The organism is Meridianimaribacter sp. CL38 (genome assembly GCF_004328055.1).
Taxonomy (GTDB): domain Bacteria; phylum Bacteroidota; class Bacteroidia; order Flavobacteriales; family Flavobacteriaceae; genus Gaetbulibacter_B; species Gaetbulibacter_B jejuensis.
Genome location: NZ_QKWS01000001.1, coordinates 507,406 through 532,497, shown reverse-complemented (window position 1 = coordinate 532,497; position 25,092 = coordinate 507,406). Strand labels below are relative to the sequence as shown.

The window sequence follows — 25,092 nt, the reverse complement described above, 5'->3', positions numbered from 1 at the left end:
GTATATTTACATAGTAGATTGCTATTGAAACTATGAAAGGACCACTTTTTTACTCAAAAATCCTACTTTTTGGAGAATATGGAATCATTAAAGATTCCAAAGGATTATCTATTCCGTATAATTTTTATAATGGTGCTTTAAAAGTAGCATCAAAGCTTACCAATGACGCAAAAGCATCCAATGATGCTTTAAAACGATTTGCTGATTATTTAGAGCAAGTTGATGCTGAATTAGTGACTTTTGATATTGAAGCATTAAAGCAAGATATTGCCAGTGGAATGTATTTTGACTCGTCTATACCACAAGGTTATGGTGTAGGAAGTAGTGGTGCACTTGTTGCAGCGATTTACGATAAATATGCTCATGATAAAATAACTGTTTTAGAGAATTTAACACGTGAAAAGTTATTGCAGCTTAAAGCTATTTTCTCTGAAATGGAATCCTTTTTCCATGGAAAATCTTCTGGATTAGATCCATTAAACAGTTATTTGAGTTTGCCAATTCTTATCAATTCAAAAGATAATATTGAAGCAACAGGTATCCCTTCGCAAAAAGTAGACGGTAAAGGTGCTGTCTTTTTATTAGATAGTGGTGTTGTAGGAGAAACAGCTCCTATGGTAAGTATTTTTATGGAAAACATGAAGCAAGAAGGTTTCCGTAATATGCTTAAAGACCAGTTTATAAAACATACCGATGCTTGTGTTGAAGACTTCTTAAAAGGTGATATTAAATCATTGTTTAATAATACCAAGCAATTATCTAAAGTGGTTTTAAATCATTTTAAACCTATGATTCCAAAGCAATTTCATGAACTATGGAAGAAAGGTTTAGAAACCAATGATTACTACTTAAAGCTTTGCGGTTCTGGTGGTGGAGGCTATATTTTAGGTTTCACTGAAGACATTAATAAAGCCAAAAAAGCGTTAGAAGGTTATAAACTAGAAGTGGTTTATAATTTTTAATACACATTTTTGTCATTCTGAACTTGTTTTAGAATCTCACTTTCAATTTCTATGCTAACCAGAAAACAAAAACATATCCTACTTAAGTTTTTCAGTATGTTTTCTGTGATTAGAGGCTATAATATTTTGGTTGTAGTAATTGCGCAGTATTTAGCATCCATTTACATTTTAGCACATGATAAACCAGTAAAGGAAGTTGTTCTAGACCTTAATTTATTAATGCTTGTACTTGCATCGGCAGCTGCTATTGCTGGAGGTTATATTATTAACAATTTCTACGATTCTGAAAAGGATTTAATCAATAGGCCAAGAAAAACGATGTTAGACAGATTAGTGAGTCAAAACACGAAGCTATCATTCTATTTTGTGCTTAATTTCATTGCTGTTATTTTGGCTAGTTACGTGTCATTTAGAGCGGTAGTATTCTTTTCGGTGTATATTTTTGCAATTTGGTTTTACTCTCATAAATTAAAAAAGTTACCGTTTATTGGTAACTTGGTTTCTGCTATTTTAACCATTACACCTTTCTTTGTCATTTTTGTATACTATAAAAACTTTGAGCACGTAGTTTTTGTGCATGCTATGTTTTTGTTTTTAGTGATTTCTATGCGTGAGCTTACAAAAGATTTGGAAAATCTTCAGGGAGATATGGCTCAAGACTATCATACTATTCCTGTGGTGTATGGTGAAAAAGCTTCAAAATTAATGCTCACTGTTTTAAGTGTGTTGACATTAGTACCTACGCTGCTGCTAATTTTTCAGTATCAAGTAGGTAAAATGAGTTATTACTTTTATGTAAGTATTGTGTTGCTTTTAGTGTTTGTTGTAATGCTATGGAAATCAAATTCAAAATCACAATACTTAATTCTTCATAATATTTTAAAGCTTATTATAGTTTTAGGAGTCATTAGTATTCCTTTGATTGATATTGGCTTAGTGCTTAATAAAATCACTTTTATTCGATAAGCAATAATTTATCGTATATCTTTGCAGCAAAATTTAGTTTAATTAATACAATTTCCGTTTTAGCGGAATAAAGATATGAGCAGAAAGCAAGGTACAGGAGGAAGCAAAAGACCATCAGGTAGAGGACAAAGACACAACCAAGGAACTCGATCTGGAAGAGGAGGAAACAACTCTGGAGGAAAAAGCTATGCAAGAGGAAATGCTCCTATGAAAAAGAAAAACACCACAAAGGCGTCAGCAGATGAAATACGCTTAAATAAATACATTGCCAATTCAGGTATGTGTTCTCGTCGTGAAGCTGATGAGCATATTGCAATTGGTTTGGTAACTGTAAATGGAAAAGTAGTTACCGAAATGGGCTATAAAGTGCAACTTGATGACGATGTGCGTTATGATGGAGCACGCATTACACCTGAGAAAAAAACATATGTTTTACTTAATAAACCTAAGGGTTTTGCTACAACCACAAGCGAAGGCAAAGGACGTACAGTAATGGATTTGGTAGCAAATGCAACTAGCGCACGTATTAAACCTATTGGACGTTTAGGTAGAAACTCAACAGGATTATTGTTGTTTACCAATGATGAAACTGTGGTTAAAAAATTCACCAATTCTAAAAATGGTGTAACACGCTTATTTCAAATAGAACTAGATAAAAACTTAAAATTTGAAGACTTAAAAGCTATTCAAGACGGTTTGAAGGTTGACGGAAAAGAAATATATGTTGAAGAAGTTAGCTATATTGAAGGTGAATCAAAAAATCAAATAGGGTTAAAAATTAAAAATACAGGAAACACAGTAATAAGAACCATCTTTGATCATTTAAAATATAATATCATTAAAATTGATTGTGTAGCGATTGCACATCTTACCAAAAAAGACATTCCTCGTGGTCACTGGAAACACCTTACAATTCAGGAAATCAACACCTTAAAGATGTTGTAGTTAAAAAGTTTAAAAAAAATAAAAAAAAACTTTTTTTATAAAAAAAATGTATTTCATTTGCAGTGCATTTAGCTGAACAAATTGAAATCTGTTTTTACGTTCGGGTTTTTGAACATCAGGAAGTCATATTCAAAAACTGCTTATAGGTTAAGTAACCGAATTTTAGAGCTAACTTCCGCTTACTACATCGTTATGAGCCAACATTTGTATGGCTTCATTCCTACAACCCATCCTCAAATACAAGTTTGATATACATTAATTTGTTGTTATCTTAATGTCGAATTCCAGAATAATTCACATTTTTAAATTTTAAAACATAATGTAACCAATTGATTTTGCTATTTTATATGGCATTATTGATTAACTTGTCTCAAAAGAGTAAAAACAAAACAAAAACATGAATACTAAATACATTGATTTAATCAATCAATCTTTTTATTTTCCTCAAGAGGAGTTTAAACTTGAAAATAACCATTTACAATTCCATGATATCGATTTAAAACAATTGATAGAAACTTATGGAGCTCCTTTAAAATTTACCTATTTACCGCAAATATCAAATAACATCAATCGTGCAAAAACATGGTTTGATAATGCGATAAAAAAGCATAATTATCCAGCAACATATAACTATTGTTACTGTACAAAAAGTTCTCACTTTAAGCATGTGCTTAACGAGGCTTTAAAAAATGATATTCATATAGAAACCTCTTCGGCTTTTGATATTGATATCGTTGAAAGCTTAAAGAAAGCTGGAAAAATCACAGATAAAACTTATGTGATTAGTAATGGGTTTAAGCGTTCTCAATACGTCACCAATATTGCTAGACTAATTAACGATGGTCATAAAAACTGTATTCCAATTATTGATAATTATGAAGAGCTAGATTTACTTTCAGAAGAAATTAAAGGCAAGTTTAAAGTAGGAATCCGTATTGCGTCAGAAGAAGAGCCTAAATTTGAGTTTTATACCTCAAGATTAGGAATAGGTTATAAAAACATTGTGCCATTTTATAAAAGTCAAATTCAAGATAATAAGAAAGTAGAATTAAAAATGCTTCACTTTTTTATTAATACAGGAATTCGTGATAATGCGTATTACTGGAACGAGCTTTTAAAATGTTTAAAAGTTTACATTAGCTTAAAAAAGATATGTCCAACCTTGAACAGCTTAAACATTGGAGGCGGATTTCCAATTAAAAATTCGTTGGCATTTGAGTTTGATTATGAGTATATGGTAGATGAAATCATCAACCAAATTAAAATTGCTTGTGATGAAGCAGATGTTGAGGTGCCACATATTTTTACCGAATTTGGTAGCTTTACTGTAGGAGAAAGTGGAGGAGCAATCTATGAGGTGTTGTACCAAAAGCAACAAAACGACCGTGAAAAGTGGAATATGATTAACTCATCATTTATCACAACATTGCCTGATACTTGGGCAATAAACAAGCGCTTTATTATGCTTCCAGTAAACCGTTGGAACGATAGTTATGAGCGTGTGTTGTTAGGAGGGTTAACTTGTGATAGTGACGATTATTACAATAGTGAACAGCATATGAATGCTATTTACTTACCAAAATATAACAAAGAAAAACCCTTGTATATTGGCTTCTTTAACACAGGAGCGTATCAAGAAACTATTGGTGGATTTGGAGGTTTGCAACACTGCTTGATTCCGTCGCCAAAACATATTTTAATTGATAAAGACAACGATGGAAACATCACAACAGAATTATTTAGTGAACAACAAAAAAGTGAAGACTTACTTAAAATTTTAGGTTACCATGAGCAATAAAACGTATGCTGGAATTTCAGAAGAATATTCCAAATTAGACAGTTCAAAAATTGTTTTAATTCCTGTGCCTTACGATGGTACAAGTACTTGGCAAAAAGGTGCCGACAAAGGTCCTGATGCCTTTTTAGATGCTTCTGAAAATATGGAGCTTTATGACATTGAAACCGATACTGAGGTTTACAAGCAAGGTGTGTTTTTAGCAGATGCAATTACTGAAAGCGCATCACCAGAAGCTGTAGTTGATGCTGTACATGAAATGACTAAAAAGTATATTAAACGCAATAAGTTTGTAACCCTTTTTGGTGGAGAGCATTCTATTTCAATAGGAAGTATTCGTGCGTTTAATGAATGTTTTGATAACTTAACAGTATTGCAAATTGATGCACATGCTGACTTACGTAAGGAGTATGAAGGTTCAAAATGTAACCACGCATGTGCTGTTTATGAAGCAAGTCAAACGACTAATTTAATTCAAGTAGGTATTCGCTCAATGGATGTTATGGAAAAAACAGTTATGGATGAGGACAAAACCTATTTTGCTCACGAAATGGCTGAAGATGACAACTGGATGGATTCTGCAATAGATCAAATGACTGATAACGTATTTATCACGTTTGATTTAGATGCGTTTGACCCTTCAATTATGCCAAGTACAGGAACACCTGAACCAGGAGGATTATTCTGGTACGAAACACTAGAGTTCTTAAAGCAAGTATTTGCTGAGAGAAACGTAGTAGGTTTTGATATCGTTGAGTTGTGCCCAAATAAAATTGATAAATCATCAGACTTTTTAGCTGCAAAGCTGTATTATAAAATGTTAACCTATAAATTCTTAAATGAAGATGTAGATGATGATTATGACAATAATTTTAGCGATAACAGCTCAGGAATAAATAAATTTTCTAAATTTAATGACGAGGATGACAACTAAAGGACACATATCACAATTTATTGAAAAGTATTATTTGCACTTTAATGCAGCAGCATTAGTTGATGCGGCAAAGGCTTACGAAGACCAATTAAACTCAGGAGCAAAAATGCTGGTGTCTCTAGCAGGAGCTATGAGTACTGCAGAGCTTGGGAAGATTTTTGCTGAAATGATTCGTCAGGATAAAGTACATATTATTTCTTGTACAGGAGCCAATCTAGAAGAAGACATCATGAACTTGGTTGCGCACTCTCATTACGAGCGTGTACCAAACTATCGCGATTTAACACCACAACAAGAGTGGGATTTGTTAGAGCGAGGTTTAAACCGAGTAACTGATACATGTATTCCTGAAGAGGAAGCTTTTAGAAGATTGCAAGAGCATATTTTTAAAATTTGGAAAGATGCCGAAGAAGCTGGAGAGCGTTATTTTCCGCATGAATTTATGTACAAGATGTTATTGAGTGGTGTACTTGAAGAATACTACGAGATAGACTTAAAAGACTCTTGGATGTATGCAGCAGCAGAAAAGAATTTACCAATAGTTGTTCCTGGTTGGGAAGACAGTACTATGGGTAACATTTTTGCGAGTTATGTATTAAAAGGAGAGCTTAAAGCAAGTACTATGAAATCAGGTATTGAGTACATGACATTTTTAGCTGATTGGTACACTGATAATTCTGAAAAAGGAATTGGTTTCTTCCAAATAGGAGGAGGTATTGCTGGCGATTTCCCTATATGTGTAGTGCCAATGCTATACCAAGATATGGAACGTACTGATACACCTTTCTGGAGTTATTTTTGTCAAATAAGCGATTCAACAACAAGTTATGGGTCGTACTCAGGAGCTGTCCCAAATGAAAAAATCACTTGGGGAAAATTAGATATTAACACACCAAAATTTATTATAGAAAGTGATGCTACTATTGTTGCACCACTTATATTTGCTTACCTACTAGATATGTAATTATGAACAAAAAAGACAATCTTAAGCGCGTAATTGTTGATTTTAAAAAATTAACACCAGAAATTTTAGCATTGTTAGTTGAAAAATATCCTGATGGTTATGATGATGACCACGTTATATCTTTCAAAAATGCTAATAACGAAATTGTTGAAGCTGTAGAAGTAAGTACTGAAGACACTAAGTATTTAGTAAAAGTAAGTACTAAATTAGCTGTAACAATGGAGAATTATGATGAAGATGATTATGAAGATTATGACGATGATGATCCAGAAGCAGTACAAGAACCAGAAATGGACCAAGAGGCTGACTCTGACGAGGATTAGTCACACACTACAGTTTTGATGTTTTAGAACAGATCTAGTCTGAAAAATAGCATATACTTAAAAATGAAGTCGCCATATTTTGGCGACTTCTTAAATTCTTCACCAAAATTATCTTTCAAAAGGCTTAATTCATTTTCTTCAAACTTAGTTGAGCGTATTGAAAAATAAACTAAATTTATGTAAAATATAATGTTATGTCGGCACATTTTCATTTAGCATTACCATGCTTAAGTATCAGTGAGACAAAGGCTTTCTATGTTGATAGTCTTGGTGCTCAGGTAGGACGATCAGCACAAAACTGGGTTGATATTAATTTGTACAATAATCAAATTACATTTACTAAAAGTGGTCCTTTTAATTTTGATTGTCAAAGCTATTCTTTTGGAGGTGAAATTTTACCATCCTTTCATTTCGGAATTATTTTAGAGCAGCAAAAATGGAAAACGCTTTTAAACACCTTAAAGTTTAGAAATGTTCCTGTTCAATCTGAAGTTGATTTTTTAATTGAGAAAGTAGGAGAACATCATTCGTTTTTTCTAAAAGATCCAAACGATTATACTGTAGAGTTTAAATCGTTTACTAACCAAAGCGAGATTTTTAAATATTAATGTATACCGTTTTTGCTTACCAAGTGTCTAGCTTAATACAAGTTAGAGAAGGAAAAAATAACTTTAAATGGGAGTTGCTTTTTTCTGATAGTGATGAGCTTTTTTATAGCTATTCAAAAGAAAAATTCATCTATATTTTTCAATATGGAATGGTGAGTTTTTTTAATATGACTACCAACGAAATTAATGCAGCATTAGATGAAATAAAACCGTTTTGTAAAGACTTCTTTTCCGACAAAATTTCTGAAGATGTACAAATCTCAATTCAACCCAATACATTAAAAGTGGAGTTTGAAAAAGTCATTTTACCTGAAATTGATGAGGAAATGGTGCGATTGGTGATGTTGAATGCATCACAGTCTGTAGCGTTGGATAACTATTCTGAAATTACCGAAGAACTTTTAATTGAAACCAATCAACATACTCTTTATCTTGAAAATAAAGGGAAGTTGGATATTTCTGGAAACAAGCTAAAGCGCTTTATTGGTAAAGTACTCAATATAAAAAATAAAATTTCAGAAAACCTGTATATTTTCGATTCGCCAGAAATTACTTTAGAAAACGAACAGTTAAACAAATTAAATCACGATTTAAAGCAATCTTTCGACTTAAAAGACAGATATAGATTAATCCATGATAGAATAGAGATTATCAAAGAAAATCTAGAGCTTTTTAAAGATATAATGGACCACAAAGAAAGCAGCAAATTAGAATGGATTATTATTATCCTTATTCTTGTTGAGGTGGTTGATATGTTTATTGCAAAACTGTTTTTTTAAAATCTAAAGCGATTGTATTAATCCTTTAAAAAGTGTAATCATATTTGGTTCAGCTATTGCAGCGGTAGCTATAATATCATCAATGGCTACAGCTTCTAAATTGTCAGGGTCACATTCGTCAGTCAGTACAGAAATTGCTGCAACTTTAAGGTTGAGGTGATTAGCAACTATTACTTCTGGTACAGTACTCATACCTACTGCATCAGCACCAATAATTTTTAGCATTCTGTATTCAGCTCTTGTTTCTAATTGAGGACCAACAACGCTTGCATAAACACCTTCGTGTAACGTAATGTTGTTGGTTTTAGCTATAGATTTAAAAGTATTGTTTATGGTTGCATCATAAGGTGCACTCATATCAGCAAATCGTTCGCCTAAAAGCGACACGCCTTTAAAGGCTAGAGGAGAGCTACCTTGAAGATTAATATGATCGTCAATAAGCATTAATTCACCTTTTTTGAAATTGAGATTAATAGCACCAGAAGCATTAGAAACTAATAAAGTGGTGATGCCTAATTTTTCCATAACACGAACTGGATAAGTTACGTCTTGTAACGTGTAGCCTTCGTACAAGTGAAAACGACCTTGCATAACAATAACTTTTTTACCTTCAAGCTCACCAAAAATTAATTTGCCTTTATGAAACTCAACTGTTGCTGTTGGAAAATTAGGAATGTGATTATAGCTTACTTCTTTAAGAATAGTAATTTCATCTAAAAGCATACCTAAGCCAGTGCCTAGGATAATTCCTATTTCAGGATTAATAAATCCTTTATCTTTTAAGTAGTCAACGGTTTCGTTTATATAGTTTATCATAATTGGTTTTTAAATCGTTAACACAAAAATAAGTGAAATGTATTTAAAAATTGTAAGGATTATTAATTGCGTTAGACCAAGATGCAAAACTTAATAATAATGAAATATCCATAACAATTAAGTTACTAATCAACCAAAATGGGATTAGGGTATTTTATTTCACCATTGTAAAACACATAAATCAAAAAACAAATGAAAAACACACTTTTAGTTTTGTTAACTGTATTAACAACATTTAGCCTTAGTGCACAAGTACCAGAAAAAGCAGAAGACGTAAGTCCTTTATTGGTAGGGGAAACAATCCCAAATGCTAACTTAATTGATAAGAATGGTGAAGAAATTGCTTTGAAAAAAATCATTAAAGAAAAACCAACTGTTTTGGTGTTTTATCGTGGAGGATGGTGTCCTTATTGTAACACACAATTAGCTTCTTTAGCTGAATCTGAATCAGAAATCTTAGAATTGGGTTACCAAATAGTAGCAGTAAGTCCTGATAACTACAAAAATTTAGCACCAACAGGAGAAACTAACAAAGTAGGTTATAGCCTTTATGCAGACCCTGAAGCAAAACTTATTCAAGCAACAGGAATTGGTTTTAAAACTCCAGGAATGGCAGTGTCGTATATTGAAAAGAAAACAAAGATGGAAGCAACTGAGATTTTACCAGTTCCAACGGTTATGATCTTAAATACATCTGGTGATATTTTATTTGAATACATCAACCCTAATTATAAAACAAGATTAAGTAAGGAGTTGCTGGTAGCTTCTCTAAAAGCTTTAAAAGCTGATATGTAATTAGGTTTTTCATACCTTTTAAAACCGAAAAACCCTGACACTTGTGTCAGGGTTTTTTTGTGGTGGTGCCTCCAGTACTACTTTGTGGTTTAAACTATGTTATCTTATTTTAATCAATAGTGTTTGTAACTATTGTTAATGTTGAATTTAGAGCAATTATAGAATAAAATAACTATATTTGAAATAACAATAATTCAACATTATGTTGTCCCTTTTGTTGTCCCTTAATATGTGTAAACTAGAAATATGACCAACACAATAAAATTAACTTCTGGAACTGTAAAGTATAGATTAAAGGAGCCTAGTTCAAATAAGGAAACATCTATAATATTAGATTATAGTTTTGGAAGAAGTAACAGAATAAAATTTTCTACAGGCTATAAGGTAAACCCAAAGCATTGGGATAAAAGCAATCAAAGAATAAGAGCAGTATCGACTATCAAAAACAGAGAAAAAGTCAATAATGATTTATTGCTTTTTTCCTCTGAGTTTATGAAAACGGTTTCTGAGTTACAGGAAAGTGAAAAAAATGATAAATCGGTATTAAAGGCTATTCTCAGGGATGTCATCAGAGGAGAGAAGGAAGTTAATGTTGAAATTAGTAGTTTTTTCAATATGCTGATGATTTTATTTCAAGAAAAGAAAGCCAATCAAAAAATCTTAATAATGTAAAGTTGAGTCCAATTACAGTTAGATCCTATAAGCAAACTGTAAACAGAATTAAAGACTTTGATTCTGAAACTAATTTTGGTATTAACTTTAATACAATCAATCTTAATTTTTACTATGCGTTTGTTCAATATTTAGAAAAAAATAATTACTCAACAAATACAATAGGTAAACATATAAAAAACCTAAAGACAATTCTTAATGCTGCTACTGAAGATGGGTATAATTCTAATCTAAAATATAAGCATAGGGACTTTAAGACAGTTTCTAAGGAATCTGTTTCTATATATTTAACTGAAGCCGAAATTGAAGCCATATATAATCTAGATTTATCAAAAACAAAAGACTGGGAATTGGCTAGAGATATTTTTTTAGTAGGATATTATACAGGGCAAAGGGTTTCTGACTATAATCATGTCAAAAAAGAACAAGTAAAAAGGTTTCAAGGAACAGAGGTTATTGAGTTTAACCAGAGGAAAACAGGCAAAAAGCTATATGTTCCATTACATCCTAGACTGAAAAAAATATTCAAAGAACGTTATCAGGATAATCCACCTCCAGAATTAAATGCCCCAGATATTAATGAATTTATAAAAGAAGTAGGAAGGAAGGCAAAAATCGATAGCGAGATTTCTTTAGAAAAAGAGCTAAATGGTAACTTTGAAATAGTTAAAGTGCCAAAATATAGCCTCATTCAATCTCATACAGCAAGACGGTCATTTTGTACTAATGCTTATTTATCAAAAATGCCTGTAATTGATATTATGGCAATTAGTGGGCATTCAACTGAGCGAGAGTTTTATAAATATATTAAGGTAAAACCTCAAGAGAGGGCAATTAAAATATCTCAATCCAATTTTTTTACTAAATAAATTATATGAGTTTTAAAAAGTATTTCGCGTTCAAAAGGGATAATGATTCTGGTAATGAATATTTATTAGATGATTATGATTTTCTCCTAACAAGGTACTCTGATTTAAACTTAACTTTTGAAAATGATTTTTATTTAAAGGTATGTTTAAGAAAAATGTTATTTGATTTATCAAGGATGGAAATTAAATCTTTTCTTGAAGTGCAATTAGACAACAGTGAAAACCCTGATGAATTTTTCGAATTGATTCTTTCAGAAATTATTCCAGCTATTAAAACAATTATTTCTAATGCTCAAATTAATGGTTTTGGTATTGAATATTACAAATCAATTGAATTAGAAAACGATTTTGTTGCTTCAGAAGGAATTATTAGGAATCGATTTTATGATTATAGGTTGTTTTATCATGAAACTTCATTGTTTAAATACGAAATGAAATTCGAAAGAATAGTAGAAATTTTAAAAAATTTCACAAATACTTATGAGGAAAATAAAACAAGAGATAACATTATTATTTGGAAAGCTAATCCTAATATTTTAGCCTATTTAATAAGCGAGTTAGCAAATAAAGGCTATCTCGATGCGCCTTTAAGAAATGGAAAGATTAACAATACACAACTGACTAAACAACTCTTAAATACATTTAAATTTGTTGATAAGAAACCTACTTTTAATGGTTTAAAACAATTTGTAATTCAGAACTCCGAAGAAAACGAGAAACTGGATTATAAATTAAGAGGCTTGGGGTGGGAGATTCCCAAAAATATCAGTTAATAGGTGCAATCAATTGTTAGTGATTGTTAAACTGCTTTAATTTCTATTCAAATTTGTTCCAATAAAAACAAATATGTGTTTTGATGGAATCAAAAGAAATAAGAGTATATAATTTATCTCCTGATGAGTTCAAGGAGAGTATTCGCTCCATTGTTAAAGAGTTATTGCCTCAACAAAAAAAGAATACAGATAAAATTCCATTTGCAGACGAACTTTTAACTGTAGAAGAAACTTTAAAATTTCTAAAATGCTCTAAGCAAGCTTTATGGAATTGGCGTAAAAATGGTATCCTTCCATCTTACCGTTTAGGTAATCGTGTTTACTACAAGAGAAGCGACATATTTAATAAACTGATAAAACAGGTTTAATATGTTTGGACACATTATTTTACATAGGGATATTATGGAATGGGAATGGTATCAAAGCTCAAATATTTTTCGACTTTATATGCATCTACTAATCAAAGCCAACTTTAAAGATAAAAAGTGGCAAGGGCAACTAATAAAGCGTGGACAATTAATTACTTCAATAGGTCATTTGGCATCGGAATTAATGATCTCAACTCAATCTGTAAGAACTGCACTTTCCAAACTTAATGATAGTAATGACATAGTATTGAAACCAACAAACAGATTTACGCTCATAACTATTGTTAACTATGATAATTGCCAAACTGCTAAATCTTACAGTAACAAGCAAAGCAACACTCAAGTAACAAACCATCAACAATCTAATAACAAACCAACAACAACAACTAAAGAAAGAAATAAGAATAATAAGGTTAACAAAGAAAAAATAGAGTTGAGGCGTGAAAAATTCAAAAAACAAGTTTTTGAACACTCTCATTATGATTTAAAGATTTTAAATGATTTTTATGATTACTGGAGTGAGCTTTCACCATATAAAGAAAAAATGCGATTTGAAAAAGATGGATTTTTTGAAATAGAAAAGCGTCTATCAAGGTGGGTGAAAATGGAAAAAAACATCAAATCAGCGGTCGTTAAGTCTAATGAACCAAAAAAAGTAAAAGGTAATAGATAGGTATGAAGAACCAAACTAATAATAACGACGATTGCAGTATAATTTCTGAAAAAATCAGAATAGAACTAAAACAAAAAAGTATAAATTCTAGGATAAATCATCCATTTACAAAGAAAGAACTTTGGGGTGCTTTCAGGGGTGCTTACAAAAGTCTATTTGAAGTGAAATTCGCCTATACAGATGAATATTTAAAAAATAATTGGGCAGTAATATTTAATTATTTTTTACACGATTTAAATTTTTATAAATCATCTAACCTATTTCAGGATGAGGTGGTTCCTATGTATAATAAAGGCCTTTTTATTGCAGGTCCAGTAGGAGTTGGTAAAACTAGAATAATGAAATGTTTTGAAGAGATTTTTAAAAAATACCCACCACATAGATTCAAAACAGTTTCTGTTGATGATGTAGTTCAGGAATTTGAAGGATTAACTTGTCCTAATGACAAAAAAGAGTTTTTTAAAAAATATTCAACAGGTGTAATTCTATTTGATGATTTACATTCAGAAAAAATTGCTAATAATTACGGAAAAACTAATGTGATGCTGAGAATAATTATGAATAGAGAAAGAAATAATTGCAAAACACATTTTACGATGAATCCTATAACTGGTTTTGAGAAGTTGCCAAAGGAAAATTTACTGCAATTAGAAGATTTTTATGATGCTAGAGTAGCAGATAGAGTTTTTGGTATGTGCAATTATATAACAATAAATGGTAAAAGTAAAAGGATGTAAAGCGTTAAATTAAACTTTATTTAACGCTTTAGAACAATAAATACATAAATATGACAAGATTTGGTGTTTGTAAGCATTGTGTGCAACAGTTTTTAAAACGTAGAACCAACCATATGTATTGTTCAGCGAGTTGCAGAACAAAAGCAAGTTATAAACGAAACAATTATAGGTATGTTTCTGGCCATTATGAAAAAGTAAGAACAGATGTCAATGATAAGTTGGCTTTACCAGTAAATCCAGAAGTTCTTTCAGTTGTGCAAAAGTTAGAAGAGAAAATTGAGCGGTTAAGCCAAAAAAACAGTATGAATAGTACTTCAATAAAAGAAGCTGCAATTGGAACTATAGCAGCTGATGCTACCGCTTATGCTGCCAAAAAAATATTTGCTCCAAAATCTTTGCCAGCTACCAAAGGTGATTTAGAAATGTTGAAAAAAGAGTTTGTTGACTTTAAGAAAATGATATTCGAAATCAATTTGAAAAAGTTTCCATTTGAATAAAAGTGGTTAAATTTATTTTTTACAATAAATAATATCGCCTTGCTCGATATTACTTTAGAAAAAATTTAGATTGTAATACTAAATTTATCCTTTTAAATTTACAATAATGAAGTTTTTAATTGCAGAAGACGAACACGATTTACAACAATCCATTGCAACCTATTTAGAGCGTGATGGTAACATCTGTGAAGTAGCTTCAGATTATATAGAAGCTTCTGAAAAAGTTTCAATTTATGAATACGATGTAATTGTGTTGGACATAAATCTGTTGACAGGTAGTGGTTTAGACGTTCTCAAGACTATAAAAAAAGAAAAGAAAAATGCAGGGGTCATTATTATTTCTGCAAATAACTCTTTAACCGATAAACTAGAAGGGTTAGATTTGGGAGCAGATGATTATATTACAAAGCCATTTCATTTAGCTGAACTCAATTCCCGAATCAACGCAGTACTTCGTCGTGGTAAATATGGAGGTAGCGAGATAATGGAATTTAATGAAATTAAAATAGATACTAAATCTCGTGCTGTTTACATAAATGATAAAGCTATTTCTTTAACAAGGAAGGAATATGATTTATTAGTGTTTTTTATATCAAATAAAGGACGTGTGCTATCAAAAGAGATTATAGCGGAACATCTCTGGGGAGACGATAGCGATTTATTAGACAATTTTGATTTTATTTATGTGCATATAAATAACTTACGCAAAAAACTGACTGCCGAAGGAGCTAAATATATAAAAACAGCATATGGTAGCGGGTATAAATTTATAGACGAATAAAATATGTCAAATAAGGTTAGACTTATAAAAAAAACATCAAGAACATTTTTATTAACAGGATTAGTTTTGGCTGTTTTAAGTACAGTTGCACTTTATTTTTACACCAAATACCAACTCGAAAATGAACTTGAAGAAGTATTGTATTCAACAGAAGCGAGGGTTGAGAATGCTTTAAAATCAGGTAAAACCGTTGGTTCATTACCCCCAATTTTAGAAGTTAGCGAAGTTAAAATCCTAAAAGATAGAATTTTAAAGGATACCGTTATTTACGACCCTTCTCAAGAAGAAATGGAACTTTTTAGGGAGTATTCTAACTATAGAAAAATAAACGGAAAGAACTACCAAATAACCATAAGAGAAATGGTTGTTGAATCTGAAGACTTTCTTCTTGCAATCGTTTTATCCAATGTTATCATATTTGGGTTAGCTTTTGTGTTTCTGTTTTATTTTAATACCTCAAGAAATCTTCAATTATGGCATCCGTTTTTTAAAAATTTAGAGCAAATGAAACGTTTTTCGCTTTCTTCAAAAGCACCACTAGAACTTGTTGAAAGTGACGTATTAGAGTTTTCAGAATTAAAGAATGAAATTACTACACTTACCAATAAGGTACGTGCAGATTATGAAAACCTAAAGCAGTTTACTGAAGATGTATCTCACGAAATGCAAACACCATTAGCAATTATTCAAGCAAAATTAGACAACATTATCAATTCACAAGAAATAAATGAAGTACAGTTTGAACAGATTACGTCTATTCAAAAAGATATTCAAAAACTAAAGCAACTAAACAAACGTATTACAATACTTACTAAAATAGATAATAACCAATTTGTAACCGTAGAAAATGTTAATCTAACTGAAATTATAAATAATAAAGTAGAGAGTTTTAAAGAGCTAAAAATGTCAAAGATGTTCCACGCATCTAATGAAATGCTTAATGCTTCGATGGATCCATATCTTGCAGAGATATTGATTAATAATCTTATATCAAATGCCATAAAATACAATAATTCTGAAGAGGTTATAACTATTGTTAGTGATAAGTCCTCATTTGTTATTTCTAATTTTGGTGAAAAAGCTTTAGAGCATCCAAGTAAATTATTTCATCGGTTTTACAGAGAGTCTAATGAAACAAAATCTACAGGTTTAGGTTTGGCAATTGTTAAGAAAATATGTGATTTATATCAATTTAAGGTGTCTTATAAATTTGATAAAATGCACCATATTTTTTCAGTGAATTTTTCAACAAAATAGTTTATAAATTCTACTTCATTATTTAAAGATGCTCATATCTTCATCGTAGATTGGGCTTTCTATGGCTAAAAAGTCTAATACACTATGAAAAATGTTTTGTTGTGAATGGTCTTGATTTTCTTTAATTATTTCAGAACCTTCAGATGTCCAAACAATAAATGGAATTTCCAATTGCTCTTTTGGAGCTAAACTAGAAGGGATTCCGTGCATATACAGTCCTTTTTCCCCTAAAGATTCACCGTGGTCAGATATGTATATCATAGAAGTTTTGTATGCGGTTAATTCCTTTAAATTTTCAATAAGGTTTGCAACCAAGTAATCAGTATACAAAATTGTATTATCGTAGGCGTTTATCAATTCTTGTTGGGTGCAATCGGCCAACTCAACACTTTTACAAACAGGCGTAAATTGTTCAAATTGCTTTGGGTACTTTTTATAATATGTCGGACCGTGACTAGTGCTAGTATGTAGTACAATAAGAATTTTATTTTTTTTACTTGCCAGTATTTCTTCTTTAAGTCCATTAAGAAGTATACCATCATAATCACAATCAGTTCCCTTACAATTTTCTCGTAACATTTCCTTATTTTGAAAATTTTCAATAATTACTTTAGGCTCACCCCAATTGGTAGTTTTCCATATAACATCCACACCATTTCTGTATAAGTAATTGGGTAGTATTTCATAGAGTTTTCCTGTGTCTTGGTGCTCTAAAATGCACTGTAAACCAGCTGTAGTGTATGTAGCACAAGATTCTGCATCAAAATATTTTAGATCTTCTATTTGCGATAGTAATGGGTTGGTGTTCTTTTCGTAACCATATAATGAAAAATTACCACTTCTGGCAGACTCACCAATAACCAAAACCGCAACGGATTTTTGGTTATTTGCAATAGTTGCATCTGGAAGAAGAATCTGTTTTTTATTCTTTTTATTTATATGATTATAATACCTACTGGTATTTACAACATAAGACCAAGGCATTACCAAGCCACCTAATGTTTTTGAATTTTTATCTATCCACAACCAATTTGAAGAATTTACAAAAACCAAAATCCCAAGAAATAATAAGGTCAAGCCAGTACTTATTAAAAAACGCTTTAGCTGTGGTCTTATAATTTCAAATTTAAAGAGAAAAAAACTAGGTAATAATCCTAAAAACAGGATATATAAAAGTAGACCAAATGATAAGAAACTGCTAGATTCTTCATAATTGGTATTAAAAACATTACCAATCATACTTCTATCTATGATGATGCCGTAAGTGTTTATAAAATAAACTGCAATAGCACTAATATTGAAAAATATAGCAATTAGCCACTTTCCAACAATTCGCAGTAAATAAAGACCTATATAAAAAACAAAGGCATTTAAAACTATGGCAGCAATAATAAGGCTTAAAAGTAACAGGACACCACTTACACTTTTTGTATTGCTGGAAGCTAGAACAAACTTAAAAAATGGATATTGATAAAACACAAGGTTAACCAGACTAACCAGTATTGCGTAATATTTAAGCTTTAGCTGTTTTAACATATTTATATATTATTACAAAAAACGTTACAATTAATGCTGATAAAGAAAGGTGAAAAATCACCATATTATGCTTTATTAATTTTAGACTAATCAAGTACCCCCAAATTGAAAAAATTAGCATAATAATTGGATAGAATTTTCTTTTTTTCAGCCAGTTTAACCAATTTAGTTTTGTAGTGATTTTTATACCAAAAATTGCCATAATATAACCAAGTATGCATCCCACAACGACATCTAAAGGATAATGTGCACCAACTGCTACTCTTGAAAAACCGATAATAAGACCGATAGTAATAAGAAGTGTAGTCCAAATTATCCTACTTGACATTTTCTTTGGCATAAAAGCATATAACAATATCGAAATTACCATAAATGCTGTCATCGCGTGTCCTGAAGGTAATGAGGTATGCAATATATTTGGTCTACCCATAATTGTGAAAGTTTCCATATTTATCATAGCTGCTGGTCTAGGTACAGCAAAAATAAGTTTAAGTACAGCAGAGGTAATCAATGTAAAGAGAGATGATATAATTATAGCTTCCCAGAGTTTAGGTTTGATAAAAAGAAATATAAAAACAAAAGGGAAGAGCACTAACGCATCGCCCAAATAAGAGATGTTATGGGCAAAGTTTGGATATACAGATAAAATGCTATTCAGCTTTAAAAATACATCTTTTTGAGATTCTACATAGATGTTAACAAACGAACCTTGCATAGCATACACAAAAAAGCAAAAAATCATTGTGAATAAAATAATTGGAACAAACAACTGATTTAATCTCACTTGTTGAAAATTATCTTTGATACTCACTTTAAAATTGTGTTCACTAGGTATATCATCTAGTAGTATTGGCGTTTCTATCATTATAATTGGTGTTTATTCTATTATAGATATGAAATGAAACCAATTGCTAACACTGCAGCTTGAAGGTTACACATAGCAACATTACAATTCAATTCTAAAGGAATTTTTAAGAAGGTATTTTGTGCTTTAATATTTCTTTAGAATTGAAGATTACTTTTCGCTAAAAATTTTAATAAGTCTTATAAGATTAGGAAGTGCTTTGTGAAGACTTTTTAGAAAATAAAATTGTATTTTGATAGATATCCACTTTATAGTCAATCCAATTGCTGGTCAAGGAAGAAACAATTTTTCAGAAAGTTTTCTTCAAGATTATTTTGAAGCAGATAAGTACAACATAACTATTAAGTCATCAATTTATAAAGGGCACGCTTTGGTTTTGTCCAAAGAGTCTATTTTTCAAAAGGCAACTATTATAGTAGCTTGTGGTGGAGACGGAACGATAAATGAAGTAGCTTCGACATTGGTTGGTACATCTATTCAATTAGGTGTTATTCCTATAGGTTCAGGTAATGGTTTAGCATCAACATTGAATATTCCTAGAAATATTCACAAAGCTCTTCTTTTGATTAAAAAAAATAATAAAATTAGAATTGATGTTGGTCAAATTAATCAACGTTATTTCTTTAGTAATACAGGTTTTAGCTTTTCTGCATCTGTCATTAAAAACTATGAAGAACAAAACAAAAGAACCTTGTCAAGTTATGTGACGGCAACATTAAAATCATTGTTTTATTATTCTAAAAAAAACAAATTAAATATTCGTATTAATGATAAAACAGATGTTACCGACCCATTTTTAGTTTTTGTTTCAAATTCTAATACTTTGGGTTATGATATGAGCCTTACACCTAAAGCCTCTATGCAAGATGGCCTTTTAGATATTGTTATAGTTCCAAAAATAAGTGTGTTAAAAATGTTATATTTTGGTTTATGCCTACTTTTAAAAAAACCAAATTTACTTAAAGAAGCGATTTGTTATCAATCAGATTCACTTACTCTCTATAGAACTCAAGGAGCTTTTTATCTATCTCAAATAGATGGGGAATCTTCACAAATTAATGAAGAGACACTTTTAATATCAATTCAAAGAAAGGCTTTGAACGTATTAGTTTAAAGTCTTTATTATTCAAAACAGGCTTTAAAATTGCTTAAGATTTCAATAATACTTTTAACTAAAATAAAATTAGATATAGAAAAGTCTACACTAATTAATAGCTATAGTATAAATGAAAATCACAAACTTAAAAATTTCACTGCTTGTATGTGTCACATTGTTTTTAGTAATCTTACCAACCCAAGCACAAGATACTAGTCAAACAAAACCAGATGTAGGGACAACTCAAAAAATTGGAGACGTTATTCTGTTTGCATTGCCAGCAGCAACAATCGGTACCTCTTTTATCATCGGAGATGAAAAAGGAGCTTGGCAATTTACTAAAGGATTATTACTAACAGAAGCGATAACATATGGTTTAAAATTAAGTATAAATAAACAAAGACCAGATATGAGTAATGATAACTCATTTCCTTCAGGGCACACTTCTACCGTATTTCATAGTGCTGGATATATTCATAGAAGATATGGTTTTAAATATAGTATACCAGCTTATGCATTGGCTGGTTTTACAGCTGCAAGCAGAATCGATTCTAAAAAACACGACATTCTTGACGTATTGGCAGGCGCAGCTATTGGTCTTGGTAGTAACCTACTATTTACTACAGAATATCAGCAAAAGCATATGGAGCTTACTTTTAATAAAGAAGATGGAGGCTATCTATTAGGGTTTACTTACAAATTTTAATGTTTTTAGAATGAAATATATCTTTAATATTATTGTCGGGTTAATACCATTTATAATGTGCTCTCAAGAAGATTCACCATCTGAAATAAGGAGAGAAACCAATTTAGAAGTATTCGGTGATTATGCACAACACGCACCAGCATTAACTTCTTTGATTATGATAATTGCTAATAAGGACAAAAAAGGACTTTGGCAATTCACAAAATCTTACGGAACAACATTGGCACTTACCTACGCCTTAAAATATTGTATAGATAAGCCAAGACCAGATGGAAGAACGGATGGTAAAGCATTTCCTTCTGGGCATACAGCAGTCGCATTTTCTGGAGCTTCTTTTATTCAAAGACGGTACGGATGGTCTTACGGTATTCCTGCCTATGCTATTGCTGGTATAGTTGCTTACACAAGAATAGAAGGTATAAATGACAGACACGATGGCTGGGATGTGCTAGGCGGTATTGTTGTTGGTGTTGGCAGTACTTATTTATTTACGACACCTTATCAAAGAGAACATTATGAGTTAACCTTTTCAGGAAAAAACAATAATTACTTAATCGGTTTTAAATATAAATTTTAAAAAATGGAAACTAATAGTCAATTAAACAAAGTAGCACAAATAACCATTTTGTTTTGGTTAATGAAAATCGTAGCTACCACATTAGGGGAAACCTTTGGAGATTTTATTTCAATGACGTTAAACTTAGGTTATTTAATAAGTCTAGGGATTACAGCTTTAGTTTTTATAATTATTCTTTTGGTTCAGCTTAATTGTAAAAAATACATTCCTTATGTGTACTGGTTGGTCATTATTGCTACAACAACATTGGGTACAGAAATATCCGATTTTATAGACAGATCATTACATCTTGGTTACACAGGAGGAAGCATTTTACTATTTACAGGTTTAATAACAACACTGTTTTTATGGAAGAAGAAATTTAATAGCTTAAATGTGTTCCCAATAATTAGTAAGAACAAAGAAATATACTATTGGATAGCGATATTATTTTCGAATAGTTTAGGAACAGCCTTTGGTGATTATTTAAGCGATGTAGTAGGCTTGTCTTATCTGCAAGGTGCTTTTGTTACAGCTGCAATTATAATAGTAGTTGTAGTAGTGCATTATGCTACCAAAATAAACGAAGTTGTTTTGTTTTGGTTGGCGTTTATTTTTACAAGACCCTTTGGCGCAACATTCGGAGATTTTTTAACAAAACCTACAGCAAAAGGCGGTTTAGACCTAGGGACATTAAATGCATCAATGGTTGCTCTAATCGTAATTGTACTACTCATTTACCTAGAACATAGAAGACAAAAAATAGAACAAACAATTTATAAACTTTAATAATTTTTAAAATGAAAACACTAAATATATTAACAATTTTGGCTATAACAGTAGCCTTTACATCTTGTGCACAAAACAAGAATGAAAAAAATGCACCACAATCTGTAATATCAAGTTTTGCGAATAAGTTTCCAAAAGCTAAAAAAGTAGAATGGAGTAAGGAAAACGAAAACGAATGGGAAGCCGATTTTAAAATGAGCCATATGGAGTATTCTGCAAATTTCTCTAATAAGGGCGAATGGTTAGAAACAGAATACGAAATTAAAACATCTGATATTCCTACTAACATCAAAAACATATTGGATAAAAATTTTACTGATTATGGTATCGAAGACGTAGAAATATCAGAAACAGCACAAGGTAAATCCTACGAATTTGAAATTGAAATAGGTGAGCAAGAGTATGAAGTAACTATTGACCACAAAGGAAACCTAACAAAAAAAGTAGAAGAAGAAAACAAATCAGATGAGGATTAAAATTTTAGTAAACACTATTATATTTTTATGGTCTGTGTTAACGTGGTCACAAACTCAAAATGTAACACTATCAGGTAAAATTTTAGATGCTAATTTAAAAGAGTCTTTAGCTTATGTAAATGTGGTTTTAAAAAATAGCAACACTACCAACGAGTTTGTGGCAGGTGTTATTACCAATGACGAGGGTGTATTTACACTCGAAAATGTAAGCTCGGGTAATTATTTAATTGAAGTATCATTTATTGGCTTTAAAACATATTCTAATACTATTTATGTTGGTGCAAATTCCAGATATTTAGATTTGGGTACGATAGCTTTAGAAGAAGATGTATCACAATTAGATGAAGTAGTAATAACATCAAAGAAAGAAGCCATAGGTAGTAAAATGGACAAAAAAACCTATGCTGTAAGTGCTAATATTTCACAAAGTGGCGGAACGGTTTTACAATCATTAAAAAATTTGCCAGGTATAACAGCACAAGAAGGCAAAGTGCAATTACGTGGTAGCGACAAAGTATTGGTGCTAATAGATGGTAAACAAACGGCAATTACAGGTTTTGGCAATCAAAATGGATTAGATAATATTCCCGCATCTGCTATTGAAAGGATAGAGATTATAAATAATCCTTCTTCAAAATATGATGCCAATGGTAATGCAGGTATTATAAACATCATTCTAAAGAAAGAAAATCAAAACGGTTTTAACGGAACATTGGGTATTACAACTGGTCTGGGAGCTTTATGGGAAAGGAAAGAAAATTTACCAGGTATAAGACCACAATATAAAATGACGCCTAAAATAAATCCATCTGTAGCGCTTAATTACAGAAAAGAAAAAATAAACTTCTTTTTGCAAGCAGATAATTTATACACAGAAACCTTAAATAAAAATGAGTTTACAACTCGTAGTTACGATGATGGTACTGTGATAAATCAACAATTAAAGCGCAATAGAAATACTAATTTTTTCACATCAAAAGCAGGATTGGATTGGTTTATGAATGATAACAATACGCTCACAATATCAGGACTTTTTAGTAAGGAAAGTATTAAGGATTATGGAGACCAACCATTCTATAACCAACAATTAACAGAACAATTAAGGTTATGGCAATTTTTAGAAGATGAAGTCTTAACAGCTGCAATGTTTTCGGCTAACTTTGAACATAAATTTTCACAACCTGGTCATAAGTTAAACGCTTCATTCAATTACACGTTTGATAGAGAAGATGAAAAATATTTTTTCACGAATACCACACCTTCCTTTATTGAAGAAGAATCCTTTTTTCTTATAGCTGACCAAAAAGTGGTTGATGTAGCGTTAGATTACTCTAAACCTTTAAAAAATGGTTTTTTAGAAACTGGCTTTAAGTTTAGAAATAGAATAATCCCAACTGATATGCAATTCAATCCATCCGATGAAAACTCGGTATTAGATACTGGTGCAGATGGTAAAGCAGAATACAAAGAAATTATCCCAGCTGTATATACCAATTACACTTACGAAACTGAAAATTGGGAAGCCGAAGCGGGTCTACGGTTAGAATATGTGAATTTAGAGTATCAAGTAGACCCAAATCATAATACTTACCAAGGTAATGGTTATAACTATTTTCAACCATTTCCTAATGCAAGGATTAGTTATAAAATTAATGATAAAAATAGACTTTCAGCATTTTACAATAGACGCGTAGATAGACCAGATGAAGTAGATATTCGTATTTTTCCAAAGTATGACGATGCCGAAATTATTAAAGTTGGAAATCCAGCTCTTAATCCACAGTTTACAAATTCATTTGAATTGGGTTATAAAAACCAATGGAATAAAGGGTATTTATATATCGCATTATACCATAGAATAACCGAAGGTACTATTACCAGAATTGCAACTACTGAAGGTGATTCTAACTTAATTTATAATGTGTCGCACAATGCAGGAAATAGTTTTAATACAGGATTAGAAATAGTTGTAGATAAAAAATTATCAGAAGTATGGTCAGCTAATCTAAATATGAACGGTTATTACAATAAAATTGATGCCTTTTCTGTACTAAATAAATATCCAGTAGAAAACACCATTTCAATATCAGAGCAAACAGCATATTCAGGAAACATTAAACTCAATGTTTTAGCGAAATTGCCTAAAGAAATTGAAGCACAATTGACCTCAATTTATTTAGCACCTGATATTATCCCTCAAGGTAAAATTAAGTCTCGTTTTTCGATAGATTTTGGTATTAAAAAACCAATACAGAACAATAAAGGAGAACTATTTCTTAATGCTACCGACTTGTTCAATACCTTGGTAATTAAAAAAGAAGTAAATGGCGAAACATTTAATTACACATCTGATGACTATTATGAAACTCAAGTGATTCGTTTAGGTTATAAGTATAAGTTTTAACTAAGTAAACTAAATTATTAGAGTCTTTTCAGTAAACTGCTTTTATATTATAATTTTAAATAGATGTAAATTCTTTGCACAGCCATTGCATCCAATTATTAGTATATTTGTACAGCTTTATGAAAATATTCTTTTCCATATCTATGTCTA

General features: G+C 31.0%; 28 protein-coding genes. 25 read left to right on the top strand and 3 right to left on the bottom strand.

The features are described from left to right. Nucleotides 1–32 precede the first annotated feature (32 nt). The 9 genes from DMZ43_RS02495 to DMZ43_RS02455 all read left to right on the top strand — a co-directional run bounded on the left by DMZ43_RS02495 (nt 33) and on the right by DMZ43_RS02455 (nt 8,276). Nucleotides 33–962, top strand: a complete 930-nt coding sequence (locus tag DMZ43_RS02495) for a mevalonate kinase (RefSeq protein WP_131506073.1) — start codon at nt 33–35, stop codon at nt 960–962. Between the two features lie 51 nt (nt 963–1,013). Beyond that, the gene (locus DMZ43_RS02490) at nt 1,014–1,928 is read left to right on the top strand and encodes a geranylgeranylglycerol-phosphate geranylgeranyltransferase (protein ID WP_131506072.1); all 915 of its coding nucleotides are present in this window, start codon (nt 1,014–1,016) and stop codon (nt 1,926–1,928) included. Between the two features lie 75 nt (nt 1,929–2,003). Then, on the top strand, nt 2,004–2,873 hold the full coding sequence (locus DMZ43_RS02485) for a pseudouridine synthase (protein WP_131506071.1): 870 nt from the start codon (nt 2,004–2,006) through the stop codon (nt 2,871–2,873). Nucleotides 2,874–3,270: 397 nt separating this feature from the next. After that, on the top strand, nt 3,271–4,671 hold the full coding sequence (locus tag DMZ43_RS02480; RefSeq protein WP_131506070.1) for an arginine decarboxylase: 1,401 nt from the start codon (nt 3,271–3,273) through the stop codon (nt 4,669–4,671). Beyond that, a complete protein-coding gene (speB, locus tag DMZ43_RS02475; RefSeq protein ID WP_129759358.1) occupies nt 4,661–5,602 on the top strand; it encodes an agmatinase in 942 nt (313 codons plus the stop codon). The genes DMZ43_RS02480 and speB overlap by 11 nt, the downstream gene beginning before the upstream one ends. Beyond that, nucleotides 5,592–6,566, top strand: a complete 975-nt coding sequence (locus DMZ43_RS02470; RefSeq protein WP_129759357.1) for a deoxyhypusine synthase family protein — start codon at nt 5,592–5,594, stop codon at nt 6,564–6,566. Before speB ends, DMZ43_RS02470 begins: the two co-directional genes overlap by 11 nt. Before the next feature lie 2 nt (nt 6,567–6,568). After that, the gene (locus DMZ43_RS02465) at nt 6,569–6,889 is read left to right on the top strand and encodes a hypothetical protein (protein WP_129759356.1); all 321 of its coding nucleotides are present in this window, start codon (nt 6,569–6,571) and stop codon (nt 6,887–6,889) included. Between the two features lie 194 nt (nt 6,890–7,083). Then, a complete protein-coding gene (locus tag DMZ43_RS02460) occupies nt 7,084–7,497 on the top strand; it encodes a VOC family protein (RefSeq protein ID WP_131506069.1) in 414 nt (137 codons plus the stop codon). Further along, entirely contained in the window at nt 7,497–8,276 is a 780-nt protein-coding gene (locus tag DMZ43_RS02455) for an RMD1 family protein (protein WP_129759354.1), read from the top strand. The genes DMZ43_RS02460 and DMZ43_RS02455 overlap by 1 nt, the downstream gene beginning before the upstream one ends. Before the next feature lie 3 nt (nt 8,277–8,279). Here DMZ43_RS02455 and DMZ43_RS02450 read toward each other — a convergent pair whose 3' ends face one another. Next, on the bottom strand, nt 8,280–9,092 hold the full coding sequence (locus DMZ43_RS02450; protein WP_129759353.1) for a purine-nucleoside phosphorylase: 813 nt from the start codon (nt 9,090–9,092) through the stop codon (nt 8,280–8,282). A gap of 192 nt (nt 9,093–9,284) precedes the next feature. Between DMZ43_RS02450 and DMZ43_RS02445 the strand changes: the two genes are divergently transcribed. The 10 genes from DMZ43_RS02445 to DMZ43_RS02400 all read left to right on the top strand — a co-directional run bounded on the left by DMZ43_RS02445 (nt 9,285) and on the right by DMZ43_RS02400 (nt 16,514). Then, nucleotides 9,285–9,887: a peroxiredoxin-like family protein gene (locus DMZ43_RS02445; protein ID WP_131506068.1), complete on the top strand. Its 603-nt coding sequence runs from the start codon at nt 9,285–9,287 to the stop codon at nt 9,885–9,887. Nucleotides 9,888–10,133: 246 nt separating this feature from the next. After that, nucleotides 10,134–10,559, top strand: a complete 426-nt coding sequence (locus DMZ43_RS02440; protein ID WP_131506067.1) for an Arm DNA-binding domain-containing protein — start codon at nt 10,134–10,136, stop codon at nt 10,557–10,559. Then, nucleotides 10,517–11,428 carry a site-specific integrase gene (locus DMZ43_RS02435; protein WP_238155776.1) on the top strand — a complete coding sequence of 304 codons (912 nt, stop codon included), beginning with the start codon at nt 10,517–10,519 and terminating at the stop codon, nt 11,426–11,428. Before DMZ43_RS02440 ends, DMZ43_RS02435 begins: the two co-directional genes overlap by 43 nt. Before the next feature lie 5 nt (nt 11,429–11,433). Next, a complete protein-coding gene (locus DMZ43_RS02430) occupies nt 11,434–12,201 on the top strand; it encodes a hypothetical protein (protein WP_131506065.1) in 768 nt (255 codons plus the stop codon). Between the two features lie 83 nt (nt 12,202–12,284). After that, nucleotides 12,285–12,569: a helix-turn-helix domain-containing protein gene (locus DMZ43_RS02425; RefSeq protein WP_131506064.1), complete on the top strand. Its 285-nt coding sequence runs from the start codon at nt 12,285–12,287 to the stop codon at nt 12,567–12,569. A gap of 1 nt (nt 12,570) precedes the next feature. Continuing rightward, nucleotides 12,571–13,242 (top strand): hypothetical protein, encoded by a 672-nt coding sequence (locus DMZ43_RS02420; RefSeq protein ID WP_131506063.1) that lies wholly within the window; start codon nt 12,571–12,573, stop codon nt 13,240–13,242. A 2-nt stretch (nt 13,243–13,244) separates the two neighbouring features. Then, nucleotides 13,245–13,979: a hypothetical protein gene (locus DMZ43_RS02415; RefSeq protein WP_131506062.1), complete on the top strand. Its 735-nt coding sequence runs from the start codon at nt 13,245–13,247 to the stop codon at nt 13,977–13,979. Nucleotides 13,980–14,029: 50 nt separating this feature from the next. Then, nucleotides 14,030–14,476 (top strand): hypothetical protein, encoded by a 447-nt coding sequence (locus DMZ43_RS02410; protein WP_131506061.1) that lies wholly within the window; start codon nt 14,030–14,032, stop codon nt 14,474–14,476. Nucleotides 14,477–14,582: 106 nt separating this feature from the next. Further along, on the top strand, nt 14,583–15,257 hold the full coding sequence (locus tag DMZ43_RS02405) for a response regulator transcription factor (RefSeq protein ID WP_131506060.1): 675 nt from the start codon (nt 14,583–14,585) through the stop codon (nt 15,255–15,257). A 3-nt stretch (nt 15,258–15,260) separates the two neighbouring features. Then, the gene (locus tag DMZ43_RS02400) at nt 15,261–16,514 is read left to right on the top strand and encodes a HAMP domain-containing sensor histidine kinase (RefSeq protein ID WP_131506059.1); all 1,254 of its coding nucleotides are present in this window, start codon (nt 15,261–15,263) and stop codon (nt 16,512–16,514) included. Between the two features lie 18 nt (nt 16,515–16,532). Here DMZ43_RS02400 and eptA read toward each other — a convergent pair whose 3' ends face one another. Then, nucleotides 16,533–18,050 carry a phosphoethanolamine--lipid A transferase EptA gene (gene eptA, locus DMZ43_RS02395; protein ID WP_131506058.1) on the bottom strand — a complete coding sequence of 506 codons (1,518 nt, stop codon included), beginning with the start codon at nt 18,048–18,050 and terminating at the stop codon, nt 16,533–16,535. Continuing rightward, entirely contained in the window at nt 18,028–18,915 is an 888-nt protein-coding gene (locus DMZ43_RS02390) for a phosphatase PAP2 family protein (protein ID WP_131506057.1), read from the bottom strand. Before DMZ43_RS02390 ends, eptA begins: the two co-directional genes overlap by 23 nt. 232 nt (nt 18,916–19,147) lie before the next feature. Between DMZ43_RS02390 and DMZ43_RS02385 the strand changes: the two genes are divergently transcribed. The 6 genes from DMZ43_RS02385 to DMZ43_RS02360 all read left to right on the top strand — a co-directional run bounded on the left by DMZ43_RS02385 (nt 19,148) and on the right by DMZ43_RS02360 (nt 24,942). After that, nucleotides 19,148–20,029: a diacylglycerol kinase family protein gene (locus tag DMZ43_RS02385; RefSeq protein WP_131506056.1), complete on the top strand. Its 882-nt coding sequence runs from the start codon at nt 19,148–19,150 to the stop codon at nt 20,027–20,029. A 112-nt stretch (nt 20,030–20,141) separates the two neighbouring features. Further along, nucleotides 20,142–20,717: a phosphatase PAP2 family protein gene (locus DMZ43_RS02380; RefSeq protein WP_131506055.1), complete on the top strand. Its 576-nt coding sequence runs from the start codon at nt 20,142–20,144 to the stop codon at nt 20,715–20,717. 10 nt (nt 20,718–20,727) lie between these two features. Next, nucleotides 20,728–21,294 (top strand): phosphatase PAP2 family protein, encoded by a 567-nt coding sequence (locus DMZ43_RS02375; protein WP_131506054.1) that lies wholly within the window; start codon nt 20,728–20,730, stop codon nt 21,292–21,294. A gap of 3 nt (nt 21,295–21,297) precedes the next feature. Then, nucleotides 21,298–22,062: a hypothetical protein gene (locus DMZ43_RS02370; protein WP_131506053.1), complete on the top strand. Its 765-nt coding sequence runs from the start codon at nt 21,298–21,300 to the stop codon at nt 22,060–22,062. A gap of 11 nt (nt 22,063–22,073) precedes the next feature. Beyond that, complete coding sequence (locus tag DMZ43_RS02365) at nt 22,074–22,538, top strand: PepSY-like domain-containing protein (protein ID WP_131506052.1); 465 nt, start codon at nt 22,074–22,076, stop codon at nt 22,536–22,538. Next, a complete protein-coding gene (locus tag DMZ43_RS02360) occupies nt 22,528–24,942 on the top strand; it encodes an outer membrane beta-barrel family protein (protein WP_131506051.1) in 2,415 nt (804 codons plus the stop codon). The genes DMZ43_RS02365 and DMZ43_RS02360 overlap by 11 nt, the downstream gene beginning before the upstream one ends. Nucleotides 24,943–25,092 lie beyond the last annotated feature (150 nt).